Here is a 15,512-nt window from a genome sequence, read left to right on the forward strand (position 1 = left end):
TTCCGGCGCGCGTGGCCATTTCCGGCGAAGTCAGCAGAAGGCTTTGGGCGTGTTTCAGAAGTCGAGTGCCATCTCGGCACGTCGAGGGTCGAGGAGATCAGGCTGCTTGTGCTCTAGTTCGGATTCGAAGGCGTCCCACCCGAGCTTTGCCACGTAATCAGCCTCTGACCGGCTGATGGGTATCAGCCAGGTGAGGGCGATCGCGAACGCTCGCCCTTCCTCGTCGGGCTCCACCACGGCGAAGTCGTTGTCATGGTGGACCGGCAGGGAGGCATAGAACGCCTCGAGTGGGCTTCCTTCCAGAATGGGGCCGTACGGTCCGACCACGTCGCCTCGAAGGAGGGCCGACTCTTCTCTGATGAGGTGGCAACCGATCTGCTGCAGTAGTGCCGGATACGGGCCGTCTGCCTGGTCCGACGGCACGGAGATCATCAGTTCTTGATGGATGCTCTTGTCCGAGACACGGGACGGAAGGTGGGTCTCGCTCAGACCGACCGTCACGTACGTGTTGACGTTGGGGAGTTCGCCTCCGCTGCACTCAGCCACCCTGAACGGCATGGGGCGGCCGTCGGGATTGTAGCTCCAGCCGTGCATGATCCGCCCGAGTCGACTTTCAAGGTGATCGATCAGATTCATGTCCGCTCCCACGCCGCTTGCGAGATTCGCCGGTTGCCCGACGGGATGGCAGTCCAGCCTATGGTCGGCAACGACGGGGATCTTGGGAATGAGACGATCTTGATCCGCGGCGCGTGGAGATCTGACGGATGCACAGTGGGCGGCGCTGGAACCGTTGCCACCGGTCGGCAAGAAGCAGGGACGGCCGCCGAAATGGACGAAACGGCAGGTGAGCCCGCGCCGTTGCGTGAGGGTGTGATCTCCGCCCACCTGGAGAAGCACTTGGAGTCGATGCGCAGGGGTGGCTTGACGCCCGAGGAGACCTTCGCCGACTTCTCCACTGTGATCCGGGTGAAGCCACCCGCGCCCGCTCGTACTGAGCCGCGACCCAACGTTTCCGCGGAAACGCTCGCGCAGTACGGCAGACGACGTTTCCGCGGAAACGCCGAGCCGCTAGCCCGTGCGGTCGAGCGACGAGGCTTCGCGGGCGTCGAGCAGTTCGTCCCAGTGCTGCTCGGCCCACTCGCATGCCGCCGCCATCGGCTCCAGGAGGCTGCGGCCGAGCGGCGTCAGCTCGTAGTCGACCCGCCGTTCCGGCCCGGCGCACACCGTACGCCTGATCAGGCCGTCCCGCTCCAGCGCTCGTAGCGACCCGGTGAGCACCTTCGCGGTGACGCCCCGCAGAGGGATCCGTAGCTCGGAGAAGCGCCGCGGCCCGTCCTCCAGGCAGCGAATGATCATCCCGGCCCACTTGTCGCCGAACCGGATCGGGGTCAGGTCCGATGGGCAGACCGGGTCGAACATGTCCGGATCGAGTGGCTTGGTCACCCGGTCCACGCTAGCCGGTATCCGATCGGAAACCACCTGCCCGGTTAGCGTCCCGGGAGTGGCCGGCGATCGGAGCGGCCCGGACGTGAGGTGGGACGGATGAGCAAGATCGTTGTTTTCGGCGCGGGCGGAAGGGCCGGGCGGGCCGCGGTCGAGGAGGCCCGGCGGCGGGGACACGAGGTCACCGCCGTGGTGCGTGATCCGGCCGCGCACCGCGGCCTGGCGACGGACGGCGTACGACTGGTCGCGGGGGATGTCACGGACGCCGAGAGCGTCGCCGAGGCGGCGCAGGGCCACGACGCCTCGATCAGCGCCGTCTACGACGCCGGCGCGCAGCCCGATGTGTTCTACACCGCCGCCTCCCGCGCGCTGCTCGACGGGCTGTCGCGGGCCGGGGTGGGTCGGCTGGTCTCGGTCAGCCTCGCGTCGCTCCTGCCGACCGAATCCGGGACGCTTCTCATGGACACCCCCGGTTATCCGCAGGAGTACCGCGGGTTCCTTCTGGGCCATGCGGCCGGCAACGAGGTGCTGAGCGGGGCCGACACCTCGGTGGATTGGCTGGTCCTCAGCCCGGCCGGCGACTTCGACCATGGAGGTGCGCGAACCGGTCGCTACCGTACGGCTCCAGGCGAGGCGAGCAGTCGCATCACCTATCCCGACTTCGCGATCGCCGTGCTCGACGAGATCGACAACGCCGAGCACCACCGTACGCACCTGGGCATCGAGGCGACCTGATGGCCGAGTAGATTCACGATGGCCCCGCTGAGCAGGTGGCCCGCCATATCCGCCGCTACCCGGACACCGGCGGCCAGGCCCTGTGGTGGCCATCGAATCCGCAAGGTGACGGTTTTCCGGGCGGACGGGCCTTCGAAAGTCACGGCGTCGAGAATCCGGGTCGAATCGGCTGGGTAGCTCTCCGGCAGAAAAGACCCGTGAATGACGCGGGCGGATTCGGGGGATTCTAATGAGACGCATCAATTTCTTGATGTCGGTCGCGATCGTGGCATCAATGGGGATTTCCCCGGCCAGGGCCGGCGATGAGCCGCCCGTCGAACTCTGGCGTCAGCAGATGAGCGGGCCTGCTCACTCGCTGACGCTGCCGGACGTCGCCGGCCGGCTGCGCGACATCTCGTACGTCGCCATCGACGGTCAAGCCGTGACCGAGGGCGACATCTCGCTCGGCCGGGTCGGCGACGTGGCCGGTGGCCGGCTGCACTTCCCCGGTGTCCTTCCCGAAAAGGAGTCGCCCAGGCCGGAGGGGGTGCCGGACGACACTTGCACGCGAGGTCCTTCGGGCGCGGGCGTCAGCGACGCGTCGGCGCTGTGGCCGAAGGGGAGGGTGCCGTACGTGTTCGATCCGGGCCTGCCGGCGGCCGTGCGCGACATGGTCGGGAAGGCCATCGCCGGCTTCACCGCCGGGACGTGCGTACGATTCGTGCCGCGGACTGATGAGCGCGCCTTCGTCCGCATCCTCGCGGGCACCGGCTGCTATTCGATGCTGGGCATGAGAGGCGGGCAGCAGGACCTGTCGCTCGGCACCCGTTGCAATTACCTGGGCACGGTCATTCACGAGTTGATGCACGCCATCGGATTTCACCACGAGCACAACCGGTCCGACCGGGACGGTTCGGTGGACGTTCACCTGGAGAATGTGACACCGGCCTATCGCTCCCAGTTCCAGAAGGTGGCGGCCGAACGGAATCGGTTGCTCGGCGACTTCGACCAGAACTCGGTGATGATCTACGGGAACAGGGCGTTCTCCGCCAACGGGCTGGACACCCTGGTCGCGAAGAACGGCCAGGCGCTGACCGATCCGTACGCCAAGACGGGCTTCAGCGGCGCAGACCTGATCGCGGTCCGGCAGATGTACGGCTGCTGACGACATGGGCGTCCGGCCACGCCCGGCCGGACCCCGTGATCATCCCGTCGCGCGGCCGAGATAGGTGATGGGCCCGGAATCCGGGACCGGGATCTCGTGAAACCCCATGCGGTCGTAGAAGGCCCTGGCGGCGGTGTTGGAAGACACCATGCCGAGATGGACGGCGGGCACCCGCGCGCGCCGCAACGCGCCGAGAAAGGCGTCCATCAACCGGCGGCCGTGGCCCTTGCGCTGATGGTCGGGCAGCAGGTCGATGTGCAGGTGGGCCGGATGGCCGGCGAGTTCGGGCAGCACCATGCGCTCCGGGTCGTGCATGAGGCCGATCATCGTCTCGGTCGGCGTACGCGGCTCGCGGTCGAGAGGTGGATACCGGTCGACCAGTTTCGGCAGCCAGACCTCCCGGTACCGCTCGACGAAGGCGACGGTGTCGGCGGTGCCGAGAATGTAGCCGACCGCCCGTTCCCCGTCGTCGAGGACGAAGGCGAGCTCCGGCTCGAGCTCGGCGTACGGTGCGGCGAAGATGCTCGGCATCAGCTCCAGGTCGGGGTAGATGTGCCGGGAGTCCCCGCCCTCGTGCGCCGTCCGCACGCAGATGTCGTACAGCGCCGCGCGATCCTCGGGCCGGTAGGGCCGGACGGTGGGACGAGTGGTCATGCTCGGTGAGCCGGCTGTCGGAGGTAGAGGGAGGCGAGCCGGGGCAGCCGCTCGCGCATCTCGTCTTCATCGTCGAAGTCGAAGTTCTCCCCCATATCGGGCTCGACCTCCTCGTCCTCCCGGCCGTCCTGGCGGCGGTCCCAGGCCTCGTCGAAGGCGTCCTCGTCCCCGCCGGTCAGTCGCTCGTACGCGTTGGAGGCCGCGTAGCCGGCCTCCTCGTAGAACACCGCACCGTCGTCGAACTCCGCCGCGGCCTCGATCACGGCCGGATGTTCGGCGAGGCTGTCCGGTGACCGAGCCGCCTTCTCGTACCATTCGCGGCCCAGCGCGATCAGCCCGGACCGGAAGTCCATGAAGGCGTCGTCCGAGCAGCCGCCACCGATGAGGTACGCCGCGGCCCAGACGTCGTTGCGGTACATGGCGGCGCTCAACTCGTCGAACCGCTCCTGGAACCCGAGGATGGCCTCCTCGGGTCGCAGGGCCAGCCGGTCGACCAGCGCTTCGTCGAACGGCTTGTCGTCCGCGCGCGCGGACTCGACGAGACTCCAGAAATCTTCGGTATCCACGGCAGGTAACTCTGCCACTCCGGAGGGCTCGGATCGAGTACGGAAGGAACCCCGGAATCTGTCATTCGGTGAGGGCATGATGCGAGTCATGCTGCATCTTCTGACTCTGCGCTACCTCGCCGCCACGACCGAGGTCGAGCCGCATGTGGCCGGTCATGTCCACTTCCTCGAGCGCTACCACCGTCAGGGAATCTTCCTGATCTCCGGCCCGACGGTGCCCGCCGAGGAGGGCGGGGTCATCGTCGCCCGGGGGGTCGACCGCGCGCACATGGAGGACATCGCCGCCGAGGACCCGTTCGTACGGGCCGGAGTGGCGGCCTACCAGGTGGTGACCATCGCTCCAGGACGCATGCACCCGATGGTGTCGGATCTTCTCGCCGAGCCCCTCGTCCGAGCCGGAAGCGAGCGCGGCGACCTGCCTCGGTGAACGATGTCGCCGGCCACGGCCCTGGGGCGGCGACACGTCGGACGGGCGCGCCCGACGGGATGCCGGGCGCGGCTGTGGTCAGTAGGGCAGGGCACGCCCGGACGGACTCCGCAGGTCCGGCGTGGCCGGCTGACGCGGAGGTCGCGGACGTTTGACGAGTTGCTGCCGTGTCATGCTGATCATTTCCCCGCTTCTGGCAACCGCTAATCGGTAGATCACTGTGAATCCCTCTTCCAGGTTCAGTCATGCTTTGGCGATGCCACTGGTAGGGCGGTCCGGTTTCTCCTGACATGGACCGCTTGGCGGCCGGACCGTGCCATCTGCGGGGAGGCGAGTACGGCGAGCGTTATCCTTCCGGGCATGAGCGAGACCCTGATCGAGCCGCCGAGGGCGGAGCTCGACATGGCCACCGTGCTGACGGCCCTCGCCGACCGTGGCCGGCTCGCGACCGTCCGAGCGCTGGCGGAGACCGGAGAGGCCACTTGTGGCCAGGTGTCGCAGGTGAGTGGGCTCAAGGTGAGCAAGTCGACCGTCTCTCACCATCTGCGGATCCTCCGGGAGGCCGGGATCACGCGTACCCGGCTCGACGGACCACGGCGTTACGTGTCGCTGCGCCGCGATGATCTGGACGAGCGCTTCCCCGGCCTCCTCGACGCGGTGCTCACCGAGACCGGCACGCGATCATAGGGACGCACGCGGCATAGCGATGCTGCGGACAGATCGACGATGCGGGCATGAACAGCGACCGGACACACCCGTCTTTCCGGCTTTCATGTTCCCGGCGTACGGCCTACCTCGGCGGTTGCGCTCGCCGTCGTGCGCGGGGAAGCGTAGAGATACAGCCGACCCGTTCTCACATTAGGATCGCCGGATATGGCACTTGAGTCGATTGATCCCCATCAGACTGCATTTGTCGCCATCGATCTTCAGATTCGCATCGTGGGCCATGCGACGGCTCCGCACACGGGCGCCGACGTCGTACGTCAGTGCATGCGCTTGACAGCGGCATCCCGCGACAAGGGAGGCCAGGTCGTCATCGTGCGATACGAGCGGCCCGGCGAGTCACAGCCGCCCGGTAGCGAACTGGTCAGCGAGATGGAGCCGCAGGGCGACGACCTGCTGATCACCAAGAACACGTGGGGAGCCTTCCACGAGACCGGCCTGCACGAGGCACTGCGCAAGCGAGGCATCACGACGCTGGCGCTGGCGGGCCTCGCCACCAACTTCAGCGTCGAGTCGACGGCGCGCGCGGCCCACGAGCTCGGCTACCGGGTGCTGCTGGTCGAGGACGCCATGGCCGGCCTGGACGCCGGTGACCATGCCTTCGCGGTCACGCGGATCTTCCCGCACCTCGGTACGGTCTGCTCGACCGACGAACTGCTCGGCGCCCTCGCCTAACGGCATCATGTGCCGGTGAGCACCATCGTCAAGTGCTGGACGGCCCACGGATCCGGCGTCGGCACGTGCGGTCCGGCCGGATCGGCCGCAGCACTAGGAGACCACGTCCTTCGCCTGGAACCGCCGGAAGGCCACCGCGAGCAGGACCACCGCGTAGGACACCGAGACCGCCGTCCCCTTCGCCATGCCGGACCACTGGACGGAGGGCTGCAGGGCGTCCATCCAGGCGTACATCCAGTGCGAGGGCAGGAACTGCCGCCAATCGCCCAGCGCGGTCACCGCGTCGAGGATGTTGCTGACGATGACGAGCCCGACGGCGCCGCCCACGGCGCCGAGCGGGGAGTCCGTCGTCACCGACAGCAGGAAGGCCAGCGCCGCGACGACGAGCTGGCTGACCAGCGCGTAACCGACCATGAGCGTCATGCGGCTCAGCGCGCTGCCGGCGGGCAGGGCCGTGCCGCCGGTCGGCAGCGTCATGTCGTCCCAGCCGAACGCGAGTGTGCCCGCGACGAGCGCCATTAGCGGCAGCGTCACCACGGCCGCGGTCGCGTAGCCCAGCGCCACGATCAGCTTCTGCCGCAGCAGCCGGGCGCGCGGCACCGGGGCGGCCAGCAGGTAGCGCAGTGAGGACCAGTTCGCCTCGCTCGCCACGGTGTCACCGCAGAAGAGCGCCACCGCCACCACGAGCAGGAAGCCCGCCGACACGAACAGCGTGAAGGCGGTGAAGTTGAGCCCGCTCGCCGTGGCCACGGTCACGAGTCCCGGCGCCCCGTCCCCATCGGGATCGCCGCCGACCTGGAAGGCGGCCATGAGCACCCAGGGAAGCAAGAGCAGGATGGCGAAGGCCACGAGAGTACGGCGCCGCCGGAACTGGCGGACGGCCTCGACGCGGAGCGGCAGCGTGCGACCGGCCTGGTAGCTCATCGGCCCTCCCCGATGATCGAGAGGAACGCGTCCTCGAGCCGCCGTTCGGTGCCGACGATCTCGGCGACCGGGCCGTCGGCCACCTTCCGGCCGTGCGACATCACGACCACGTGCGTGCACGTCTGCTCGACCTCGGCGAGCAGGTGGCTGGAGACGATGACGGTCCGGCCGCCACCGCCACCGCCACCGTCCGCGTCTGCGGGCCCGTCCTCGCCGTGCCGCCCGGAGGCGTAGCGCTGCAGTACGGCCCGCATCTCGCGGATCTGCGGCGGATCCAGCCCGTTGGTGGGCTCGTCGAGCACGAGGAGGTCGGGCAGGCCGAGCATGGCCTGCGCGATTGCCAGCCGCTGCCGCATGCCCTGCGAGTACGTTCGTACGGGCCGGTCGAGGGCGGCGCCGAGATCGGCGATCCGCAGTGCCTCGTCGGTGTGCGCCTCGTCGCGCGGCCGCCCGGTGGCCCGCCAGTACAGCTCCAGGTTGTCCCGGCCGGACAGATGCGGCAGGAAGCCCGGGCCCTCGACGAACGAACCGAGCCGGGCCAGCACCGCCGCGCCGGGCGTGACCCGGTGGCCGAAGATCCGGATCTCGCCCTGGTCGGGGTGGATGAGCCCCATGAGCATGCGCAGAGTCGTCGTCTTTCCCGCTCCGTTCGGGCCGAGCAGCCCGAGCACCTGGCCTCGCTCCACCCGCAGGGACAGGTCGTCCACGGCCAGGTGGCCGCTGGCGTACGCCTTGGTCAGCCCGGTGATCTCCAGTGGCACGTCGTCCAGCGACGCGTCGTACGACGTGCGCCGCCGGCGGCCGGTCACCACGATGACCAGCGCGATCGCGGTCGCGGTGAGCGGCATCAGCCAGGTCCAGGCTGGCAGCGGCGTGGCCGGGATCCGCAGGGCCGGCGCGACGGGCACGGTGAGGCCGGAGGCCACTGCGATCTTGTACGCGGCGGGCTTGGCCGGGCCGGCGAAGCCCATGTCGGTGGTGGTCAGGACCAGCCGGATCCGGTGGCCGCGGGCGAAGCGGTAGTCGAGCGCGGGCAGCGACACGTCGACCGTCCGGCCGTCGGCGGCCTTCTCGACCCGGACCGGTGCGGCGATCCGCCGCGCCGGAGTGGCGGCGTCTCCGCCGACGTCGTACAGCTTGGCGAACAGTGTCGCGTCGGGGTCGCCCGTGACGCGGAGCCGTACCTTCGGGGCGCCGGTCACCCGTACGGGCTCGGCCAGCGGCGCGGTATCGAACGTCGCGGCCTGACCCGGCATGTCGAGGGCCAAGCCGTTCGCCGCCGCGCCGCCGCCGCCGAGATCACCCAGGCTGCCGAGGGCGCCGAGGCCCGGCAGCGCTGAGATCGACGCCGGTGACCCGCCCGCGGGGTTCTGCACCGTCTGCTCTTGGCCGGTCAGCGGCAGCGTACGGCCGCGGGCGCTCAGCCCCGGGTAGGACCGGGCCGTGGCGGCGTCGATGACGATCTGCTGGGTGGAGGAGTCGATGCCGCCGGCCCGGGTGACGGTGAAGCCTGGAGACGAGCCGGGCCGGTCGCGCAACCAGCGGTCGAACCAGCCGCGGACCAGATCGCGGACCCGGCCGGTCTCGGGGTCGCCGCCGTCGTGGCCGCCCTGGAACCACACCACCGAGACCGGCGTGCCGGCGCGCGCGATGCCGGCCGCGTTGGCGTCGGCCTGGTCGAGCGGGAACAGCGAGTCCGACTGGCCCTGGATCAGCAGGGTCGGCGCCTTGATCCGGTCGGTCACGGCCGCCGGGCTCGACCGGCGCAATGTACGGACCGCCTCGTCGGTGGGGCGCCCGGTTTCGGCGACCTTCTGATACATCGAGCACAGTGCCGGGAGGAACCGTCCACAGGCTGTGGATCCCGAGTCGCCGGTGAAGAAGATGCCCGCCCACAGTTTCTTGAAGACGCCGTGCTCGGGCCCGGCGGCTCCGCCGCCGGGGAACAGGGCGTCCGCCAGGTCGTGCCAGGTGATCTGCGGGACTATCGCGTCGACCCGGCGATCGTGGCCGGCGGCGAGGAGCGAGATGGCGCCGCCGTAGGACTCGCCCGCGATCCCGACGCGCGGGTCGCCGGGCCCGTCGAGGCGCACCTCGGGCCGGCGGGCCACCCAGTCGACCAGTTGCCGTACGTCCTTCACCTCGTAGTCGGGCGAGTTGAGCGCGATCTCGCCGGTGGAGGCGCCGAAGCCGCGCGCCGACCAGGTCAGGACGGCGTAACCGGCCTGGGCGAGCTCCCGGGCCTCGGCCCGGGTGCCCTCCTTGGAGCCGCCGAAGCCGTGCGCGAGGAGCACGGCGGGTGCCTTGGCCCCCGGTGGGCCGGCCGGCCGGAAGAACGTCGCGTCGAGGGTGACGCGCTGGTCGTCCCGCGGGCCGTCGACGACCTGGATGCGGTGCTCCTCGGCCCGGACCGGCGGATCGCCGTCCCGGGCCACGCCCCAGCCGATACCGCCCCCGGCGACGAGCGTGCCCGCCACGGCGACGAAGGCCCAGCGCCGTCGCAGCGCTCCCCGCAGGTCCATGAGACGACCCTATGCAGCGAAGGGCCGCCGCTCGTCCTCCCCGCGGTCGCGATCACCCTCGATCGGCTCCGCCGCCGGACGTAGAACGGACTACGCCAAGCGGAGTATCCCGGCATAATGGTGATTCATATGCAATGTGCAGCTAACAATCGCGTATGCGTCAACAGTGCCGGGGGCAGCGGGTGACGGAGACTCGGTCGTACTCCCATCGGGAGATACTCAAGATCCTCTCCGGCCTCGTGCTGGCGCTGCTGACATCGATGATCTCCACCTCGGTGGTGGGCACCGCGCTCCCGGCGATCGTGGGCGACCTCGGCGGCCAGGACCAGCTGTCCTGGGTCGCGAGCGCCCCGCTGCTGACGATGACGGTCTCGACGCCGCTGTGGGGCAAGCTGTCGGACCTGTTCGGCCGCAAGCTCATGTTCCAGCTCGCGCTCGTCGTGTTCGTCCTCGCCTCGATGGCCGCCGGGCTCTCCCAGAACATGGCCGAGCTGATCTCCGCGCGAGCCGTGCAGGGGCTCGGCGTCGGAGGGCTGTCCGCGCTCACCCAGGTGATCCTGGGCGACATCATCGAGCCTCGTGAACGCGGCCGGTACGCGGGCTACACGGGAGCGGCCTTCGGTGTCTCGACCATCACCGGGCCGCTGATCGGCGGCTTCATCGTCGACGCCGACAGCCTGGGCTGGCGCTGGTGCTTCTATGTCTGTGTCCCGCTCGCCGCCGTCGCCTTCGTCGTGATCCAGAAAGCGCTCAAGCTGCCCCGGGTGAGGCGGGACGCCCGCATCGACTGGCTCGGCGCGTTCGCGATCACAGGTGGTGCGAGCGCGCTCATGATCGTGCTGACGCTCGGCGGCAAGCAGTTCGCCTGGAACTCACCGTGGACGTACGGCCTCGGCGCGCTCAGCGCGGCGCTGCTGGCCCTCTCGATCGTCGCCGAGCGCAGGGCCCGCGAGCCGATCCTGCCCCCGCGTCTCTTCACCAACCGGACCTTCGTGTTCAGTGCGCTCGCCTCGCTGTTCGTCGGCGTGACCCTGTTCGGCGCGTTGACCTTCCTGCCGCAGTACCTGCAGATCGTCAAGGGCATGTCGCCGACCATGTCCGGGCTGACGACGGTGCCCATGGTCGTCGCGCTGTTCCTCGCCTCGGTCGGCTCGGGCCGGATCGTGACGGGGACCGGGCGCTGGAAGGTCTTCCCGCTCGCCGGCCTGCTGCTGGTCGCCGTGGCGATGCTCCTGCTGTCCGGGCTGAACTCGAACTCCGGCCGGCTGGTCGTCGGCCTCGACGTCGCGGTGCTCGGGCTGGGGCTGGGGCTCTGCCTGCAGATCCTCATCCTCGCCGCGCAGAACGGTGCGAAGCGCGAGGACATGGCCGCCACCACCGCGGGCGTCTCGTTCTTCCGGTCCCTCGGCGGTGCGATGGGCGTCGCGGCGTTCGGCGCGATCCTGACGAGCCGGCTGAACGCGGAGATGGCCGGCATGCTGCGCGCCGCCGGTGCCGAGGCCCCCGTGGACGGCACCCGCCTCGGCTCGCCCGAGGCCATCCGGCGGCTGCCGGAACCGTTCCACGGCTTCGTGCTCGAGTCGTTCGCGCGGGCGATGGAGACCGTCTTCATGGTCGGTGTCCCCATCGCGTTGCTCGGCTTCCTGTCCGTACTCGCCCTGAAGGAGCTGCCGCTGCGCTCGGCGGCCGCCCCGGCGAAGGCGCGACCGCTCGCCGAAGGTGATCCCGCGAATGTGTCCTGATACACGCAGACGACGGACATGTTCCGTTACCGTTACGGCGGCGCGACGGGGAGGGTCATGCGGGACGACGCGGAGGCACTCAGGGGGATCCAGCGCCTGTACGTCGTCGAGTTCGACTCGCTCGCCCAGCGGCATCTGTGCGACATCGGGATAACCCCCTTCGGCGGCGACGCCGAGACCGCCATCGTCGCGATGATGCGGCTCGCCGATCTGCTGTCCGAGACCATCGTGCTGACCGACAACATGATCTTCGACGGCATCCTCCTGCACAGCATCGGGCCACGGCGGATGCTGCAGTTGGTCGGCCGGCCCGTCGGAGCCCAGCTGGTGTTCCCGTTCGAGATCCGCTCGCGGGCCGACACGATCGAGCAGGCACTTCTGCGCGCGCTGCGCGAGCCCGCGGCGGGCGGCCGTGACCTGCTCAACGCGTTCGAGTACGACGCGCTCGAACTGCCCGAGGCCGAGCGCATCGAGATCGGGCAGCGGCTCGGCAACCTCCGGGTCCGGGAACTCGACCGGCGGGTCGACCGGCACGGCGTCACCGAGGGGATCGCCCGGCTGCTCATCGAGCGGTGCGGCGCGCCGGAGGAGCAGGTCCGGCCGATGCGAGAGGCATGGGAGGCATGGATCAAGGCCGACCGGGACGGGCAGCTGACGATCCGGCCCGCGGGCGAACGGCGCGACGCCGACGACGACCGGGCCTTCGCGCTCGACCCGGTCGCGCGGATGCGCGGGGACCTGCAGACCGCCGAGGGGCGGCAGGCCCTGCAGTGGGTGGAGTACAACCGGCACGAGCGCCGCACCACCATCCGGGCCCGGCTGCGGGACTGGCTGCCCGGCGTCGACGGTGAGCAGGCCATGGACCGGCAGGTGATCGAGCTCTGGCACAACGCCTGCTACCTGCGCTCCCTCGCGTACGCACAGGGGGCCGAGCTCATCGAGTTCGTCCTCGGCGACCCCAGGGCCGCGCAACGCCGGCGGCTCGCCAGACGCCGGCGCGCTCCCGCGCAGGGCGGCGAGACCCGGCAGGTGATGCTGCCGGTGACCCTCCTCAGCGAACTCGGCACCATGCCGAGGTCGGTGTTCGAGACGGTCCTCTACACCAACCGGGACGCGATCGACGACTGGCGCCGCACGGGCGACCCACGCGCCAGGCGCCGCGTGGCCTACGGGCTGCTCGAGGCCTCGGACCAGCCCGACCCGGCTCTGCTGTCCAGGGAGACGCTCACCCGTCTCCTGCTGGTCATCGTCGCGGCGTTCGTCGCGGACGCGTTCCAGGAGACGTCATGGCAGATCAAGGCGCCGGTGCTGCTCGCCGCCGTGGCGGCGAGCTCGTGGTCGGACATCAAGACGTTCTTCCGGCTCCGCGGCCGGCTCGGCGCGGTCATCGACGTCCGCGACGGCGAACGCCGCGAGCTGCCCGACCCGGGCTAGGCGTGTTCGCGCGCCGGTCACCGTACGGCGCAGAGGATGCGGTTGTCGCCGCGCTGCCAGAGTGTGCCGACCTCGGCGAAACCGGCCTCCCGGAGGACGCCGACGTGCGTGGAGAGCAGGCCGGACTCGGAGCCGTGGTGGGCGGCGGCGAAAGCCCTAACCGGCACCGGTCATCTGACGGACGAGCCGCTCCGCCTCCTGGCGGGAGAAGTTCGACGAGATCTGTACCTGACCGCCGGTGATCGCTTCCTGCACCGCGGGCGCCGAGACCACGCGCCCGTCGACCACCAGGGCCAGCTGGTTGCGCGGGGACTGCTCGCCGGCGACCTGCCGGGTGAGCGAGCCGAAGGCGGTGCCGTCGGCCGGTACGAGATCGATCTGGACGTGCCAGCCCGAGCCGCCGTTCGGCGAGAGCGCGGCCTCGATCCTCTCGACCCGCGTCACGGTCATCCCCGGAGCGAGCCGGTAGCACTCCGTGCCGTCGAAAGCGGGTACCCCGGATCCGTCCGTACAGGCCCCCGGTGTCACCTCGGTGACCTGCTGGATCCCGAGCGGCCTGCGCAGCTGGGGGGTCTCCTCCCCACCGCCGGCGCGCACCACGATGACGACCACGACGGCGATCACCACGAGGACGAAGACGGCCGCCACGGCGAGCAGGACGATGAGCGCCGTCCGGTCGCGCGGAGGCTGCTGCGGCGGCGGTGGCCCGTACACAGGGGGATACTGCTGCACGTTTGCTCCTCCAGGCGAGAGGACGGTCCAGGGGGAAGGGTCAGCGTGAGCCCTTCAGCTCGCGGATGAGCCGGTCGGCGTCCGGCCGGGTGAAACCGCCGGCGATGATGACCTTCCCCCGGGTGACGGGCGACTCGACCCGGGTGGCCGTGACCAGCCGGCCGCGCACGACGAACGCGACGTCGCGCCCGACCATCCTGCGGGTGAGTGAGGCGAACGCCCGCCGATCGGCCGGCAGCAGGCTGATGGAGATCTCGTGTCCGCCGAGCCGACCGCCCTGGACACGGATGTCGTTGACGCGGCGGACCTCGATGCCTTTGGCGATCTGGTAACAGGTGGGTCCGGCCGTGCTCTGGCCTTCGACGCCCTTGGCACCGGACACGCACTGTCCCTGTGTCGCCTGGGTGATCGGGTAGACGTACAGCGGTGCGTCGAAGCGCGCCATCTTGCCCCGCATGGGCGCCGCGACGAGCGCCCCGGTGACGGCGACCGCCGTGGCGGTGATGCCGACCGAGACCACCAGGGCCAACAGCGCCGTGCGTGACGGCCTCTTCGAACGCACTCGGAGCGGACCGACCCGCATCGACACCTCCTGTTTGACGGTACAAGTCTTCCAGTCGGCGCGATCAGCCGATAGCGCCCGCAACGAACAACTGCGAGATAGTGCCGAAAAGGAACCCCGGCCCTGATCTCGCAGTCGTCCGCGCTTCAGCCGTCAGTCGATGCGCCAGGTGTCCCCGCTGCCGAGCAGCGCGGTGAGGTCGCCCGCACCCTCCCGCTCGATGGCGTCGTCCATTTGCTCGCGCATGAGCTCGTCGTACGAGGGACGCGCGACCTGCCGGAAGATGCCGATCGGGGTGTGCTCGAACGTCGGCGAGTCCAGCCGCGACAGCGCGAAGGCCTGCGACGGGTCGGGATTGTGCGCGTCGTGCACCACGATGTCGGCCGACGTCGCCGGCACCACCTCGAAGCCGCCGGACGCCGAGCGCCGCAGCGCCTTCTCGCCGTCGGCTCCGAAGATGATCGGCTGACCGTGCTCGAGACGGATCGTGATGTCGTCGCGGACGGCGGCGTCCTTGAGCGGCTCGAAGGCCCCGTCGTTGAAGATGTTGCAGTTCTGGTAGATCTCGACGATCGCGGTGCCCTTGTGCTCGGTGGCCGCACGCAGCACCGACTGCAGGTGCTTGCGGTCGGAGTCGAGCGTGCGGGCCACGAACGTCGCCTCGGCGCCGATCGCCAGCGAGATCGGGTTGAACGGGGCGTCGAGCGACCCCATGGGCGTCGACTTGGTGATCTTGCCGATCTCGGAGGTGGGGGAGTACTGCCCCTTGGTCAGCCCGTAGATCCGGTTGTTGAACAGCAGGATCTTGAGGTTGACGTTGCGTCGCAGCGTGTGGATGAGGTGGTTGCCGCCGATCGACAGCGCGTCGCCGTCACCGGTCACGACCCACACCGACAGGTCGGGGCGGGACGCGGCGAGACCCGTCGCGATCGCGGGGGCCCGGCCGTGGATCGAGTGGAACCCGTAGGTGTTCATGTAGTACGGGAACCGCGACGAGCAGCCGATGCCCGAGACGAAGACGATGTTCTCGCGCTTGATCCGCATCTCGGGGAGGAACCCCTGGACCGCGGCGAGGATGGCGTAGTCGCCACAGCCGGGGCACCAGCGGACCTCCTGGTCGGTCTTGAAGTCCTTGGCCGATTGCGTCTCGTCCTCCGGCAGTTGCGGAGGGCTCGAAGGACGCTCGGCCAGCTGGGTCAGGCTGATGAACCCGTGGCCGTTCGGCATGG

Annotated in this window: 17 protein-coding genes; 7 read left to right on the forward strand and 10 right to left on the reverse strand. The window is 69.8% G+C overall.

The window, feature by feature from the left end; all coding sequences use genetic code 11:
* Nucleotides 1-54: 54 nt before the first annotated feature.
* Together HKK74_RS26690 and HKK74_RS26695 are read right to left on the reverse strand one after the other, a co-directional pair.
* On the reverse strand, nucleotides 55-636 hold the full coding sequence (locus HKK74_RS26690; RefSeq protein ID WP_187246104.1) for a suppressor of fused domain protein: 582 nt from the start codon (nucleotides 634-636) through the stop codon (nucleotides 55-57).
* Between the two features lie 432 nt (nucleotides 637-1,068).
* Nucleotides 1,069-1,443 (reverse strand): winged helix-turn-helix transcriptional regulator, encoded by a 375-nt coding sequence (locus tag HKK74_RS26695; protein ID WP_312881792.1) that lies wholly within the window; start codon nucleotides 1,441-1,443, stop codon nucleotides 1,069-1,071.
* Nucleotides 1,444-1,542: 99 nt separating this feature from the next.
* On the opposite strand from HKK74_RS26695, the gene HKK74_RS26700 reads away from it, so the two are divergent.
* On the forward strand, nucleotides 1,543-2,178 hold the full coding sequence (locus tag HKK74_RS26700; protein ID WP_187246105.1) for an NAD(P)-dependent oxidoreductase: 636 nt from the start codon (nucleotides 1,543-1,545) through the stop codon (nucleotides 2,176-2,178).
* Nucleotides 2,179-2,452: 274 nt separating this feature from the next.
* Nucleotides 2,453-3,322 carry a M12 family metallopeptidase gene (locus tag HKK74_RS26705; protein WP_187246106.1) on the forward strand — a complete coding sequence of 290 codons (870 nt, stop codon included), beginning with the start codon at nucleotides 2,453-2,455 and terminating at the stop codon, nucleotides 3,320-3,322.
* A 39-nt stretch (nucleotides 3,323-3,361) separates the two neighbouring features.
* Here HKK74_RS26705 and HKK74_RS26710 read toward each other — a convergent pair whose 3' ends face one another.
* Both HKK74_RS26710 and HKK74_RS26715 read right to left on the reverse strand, forming a co-directional pair.
* Entirely contained in the window at nucleotides 3,362-3,976 is a 615-nt protein-coding gene (locus tag HKK74_RS26710; protein ID WP_187246107.1) for a GNAT family N-acetyltransferase, read from the reverse strand.
* Nucleotides 3,973-4,542, reverse strand: coding sequence for a DUF4240 domain-containing protein (locus HKK74_RS26715; RefSeq protein WP_187246108.1), 570 nt, complete (start codon nucleotides 4,540-4,542; stop codon nucleotides 3,973-3,975). Before HKK74_RS26715 ends, HKK74_RS26710 begins: the two co-directional genes overlap by 4 nt.
* Before the next feature lie 88 nt (nucleotides 4,543-4,630).
* Between HKK74_RS26715 and HKK74_RS26720 the strand changes: the two genes are divergently transcribed.
* The 3 genes from HKK74_RS26720 to HKK74_RS26730 all read left to right on the forward strand — a co-directional run bounded on the left by HKK74_RS26720 (nucleotide 4,631) and on the right by HKK74_RS26730 (nucleotide 6,367).
* The gene (locus tag HKK74_RS26720; protein ID WP_187246109.1) at nucleotides 4,631-4,969 is read left to right on the forward strand and encodes a YciI family protein; all 339 of its coding nucleotides are present in this window, start codon (nucleotides 4,631-4,633) and stop codon (nucleotides 4,967-4,969) included.
* Nucleotides 4,970-5,329: 360 nt separating this feature from the next.
* Nucleotides 5,330-5,656 (forward strand): ArsR/SmtB family transcription factor, encoded by a 327-nt coding sequence (locus HKK74_RS26725; protein ID WP_187246110.1) that lies wholly within the window; start codon nucleotides 5,330-5,332, stop codon nucleotides 5,654-5,656.
* A gap of 186 nt (nucleotides 5,657-5,842) precedes the next feature.
* The gene (locus tag HKK74_RS26730; protein WP_187246111.1) at nucleotides 5,843-6,367 is read left to right on the forward strand and encodes an isochorismatase family protein; all 525 of its coding nucleotides are present in this window, start codon (nucleotides 5,843-5,845) and stop codon (nucleotides 6,365-6,367) included.
* A gap of 93 nt (nucleotides 6,368-6,460) precedes the next feature.
* Here the strand turns inward: HKK74_RS26730 and HKK74_RS26735 are convergent, their stop codons facing one another.
* Together HKK74_RS26735 and HKK74_RS26740 are read right to left on the reverse strand one after the other, a co-directional pair.
* A complete protein-coding gene (locus HKK74_RS26735; protein ID WP_187246112.1) occupies nucleotides 6,461-7,291 on the reverse strand; it encodes an ABC transporter permease in 831 nt (276 codons plus the stop codon).
* Nucleotides 7,288-9,813 carry an alpha/beta fold hydrolase gene (locus HKK74_RS26740; RefSeq protein WP_187246113.1) on the reverse strand — a complete coding sequence of 842 codons (2,526 nt, stop codon included), beginning with the start codon at nucleotides 9,811-9,813 and terminating at the stop codon, nucleotides 7,288-7,290. The genes HKK74_RS26735 and HKK74_RS26740 overlap by 4 nt, the downstream gene beginning before the upstream one ends.
* A gap of 155 nt (nucleotides 9,814-9,968) precedes the next feature.
* Here HKK74_RS26740 and HKK74_RS26745 point away from each other — a divergent pair, with 155 nt between their 5' ends.
* Both HKK74_RS26745 and HKK74_RS26750 read left to right on the forward strand, forming a co-directional pair.
* Entirely contained in the window at nucleotides 9,969-11,555 is a 1,587-nt protein-coding gene (locus tag HKK74_RS26745) for an MDR family MFS transporter (protein WP_187246114.1), read from the forward strand.
* A gap of 57 nt (nucleotides 11,556-11,612) precedes the next feature.
* Complete coding sequence (locus HKK74_RS26750; RefSeq protein ID WP_187246115.1) at nucleotides 11,613-12,989, forward strand: hypothetical protein; 1,377 nt, start codon at nucleotides 11,613-11,615, stop codon at nucleotides 12,987-12,989.
* Between the two features lie 17 nt (nucleotides 12,990-13,006).
* On the opposite strand, the gene HKK74_RS26755 is transcribed toward HKK74_RS26750, so the two are convergent.
* The 4 genes from HKK74_RS26755 to HKK74_RS26770 all read right to left on the reverse strand — a co-directional run bounded on the left by HKK74_RS26755 (nucleotide 13,007) and on the right by HKK74_RS26770 (nucleotide 15,510).
* Entirely contained in the window at nucleotides 13,007-13,156 is a 150-nt protein-coding gene (locus HKK74_RS26755) for a hypothetical protein (protein ID WP_246492008.1), read from the reverse strand.
* On the reverse strand, nucleotides 13,146-13,721 hold the full coding sequence (locus HKK74_RS26760) for a SecDF P1 head subdomain-containing protein (RefSeq protein WP_187246116.1): 576 nt from the start codon (nucleotides 13,719-13,721) through the stop codon (nucleotides 13,146-13,148). The genes HKK74_RS26755 and HKK74_RS26760 overlap by 11 nt, the downstream gene beginning before the upstream one ends.
* Before the next feature lie 40 nt (nucleotides 13,722-13,761).
* Nucleotides 13,762-14,304, reverse strand: coding sequence for a SecDF P1 head subdomain-containing protein (locus tag HKK74_RS26765; protein ID WP_187246117.1), 543 nt, complete (start codon nucleotides 14,302-14,304; stop codon nucleotides 13,762-13,764).
* Between the two features lie 132 nt (nucleotides 14,305-14,436).
* Nucleotides 14,437-15,510, reverse strand: coding sequence for a 2-oxoacid:ferredoxin oxidoreductase subunit beta (locus HKK74_RS26770; RefSeq protein ID WP_187246165.1), 1,074 nt, complete (start codon nucleotides 15,508-15,510; stop codon nucleotides 14,437-14,439).
* Nucleotides 15,511-15,512: the final 2 nt, after the last annotated feature.

The sequence above is a fragment of the Actinomadura alba genome, assembly GCF_014323705.1.
GTDB classification, from domain to species: domain Bacteria; phylum Actinomycetota; class Actinomycetes; order Streptosporangiales; family Streptosporangiaceae; genus Actinomadura_C; species Actinomadura_C alba.

Bases quoted from the DNA above. Each gene is read 5' to 3' on its own strand.
- HKK74_RS26700 (WP_187246105.1), top strand. From the start codon at position 1,543: ATGAGCAAGATCGTTGTTTTCGGCGCGGGCGGAAGGGCCGGGCGGGCC.
- HKK74_RS26720 (WP_187246109.1), top strand. From the start codon at position 4,631: ATGCTGCATCTTCTGACTCTGCGCTACCTCGCCGCCACGACCGAGGTC.
- HKK74_RS26730 (WP_187246111.1), top strand. From the start codon at position 5,843: ATGGCACTTGAGTCGATTGATCCCCATCAGACTGCATTTGTCGCCATC.
- HKK74_RS26745 (WP_187246114.1), top strand. From the start codon at position 9,969: ATGCGTCAACAGTGCCGGGGGCAGCGGGTGACGGAGACTCGGTCGTAC.
- HKK74_RS26710 (WP_187246107.1), bottom strand. From the start codon at position 3,976: ATGACCACTCGTCCCACCGTCCGGCCCTACCGGCCCGAGGATCGCGCG.
- HKK74_RS26770 (WP_187246165.1), bottom strand. From the start codon at position 15,510: ATGCCGAACGGCCACGGGTTCATCAGCCTGACCCAGCTGGCCGAGCGT.
- HKK74_RS26690 (WP_187246104.1), bottom strand. From the start codon at position 636: ATGAATCTGATCGATCACCTTGAAAGTCGACTCGGGCGGATCATGCAC.
- HKK74_RS26740 (WP_187246113.1), bottom strand. From the start codon at position 9,813: ATGGACCTGCGGGGAGCGCTGCGACGGCGCTGGGCCTTCGTCGCCGTG.
- HKK74_RS26735 (WP_187246112.1), bottom strand. From the start codon at position 7,291: ATGAGCTACCAGGCCGGTCGCACGCTGCCGCTCCGCGTCGAGGCCGTC.
- HKK74_RS26725 (WP_187246110.1), top strand. From the start codon at position 5,330: ATGAGCGAGACCCTGATCGAGCCGCCGAGGGCGGAGCTCGACATGGCC.
- HKK74_RS26765 (WP_187246117.1), bottom strand. From the start codon at position 14,304: ATGCGGGTCGGTCCGCTCCGAGTGCGTTCGAAGAGGCCGTCACGCACG.
- HKK74_RS26705 (WP_187246106.1), top strand. From the start codon at position 2,453: ATGGGGATTTCCCCGGCCAGGGCCGGCGATGAGCCGCCCGTCGAACTC.
- HKK74_RS26750 (WP_187246115.1), top strand. From the start codon at position 11,613: ATGCGGGACGACGCGGAGGCACTCAGGGGGATCCAGCGCCTGTACGTC.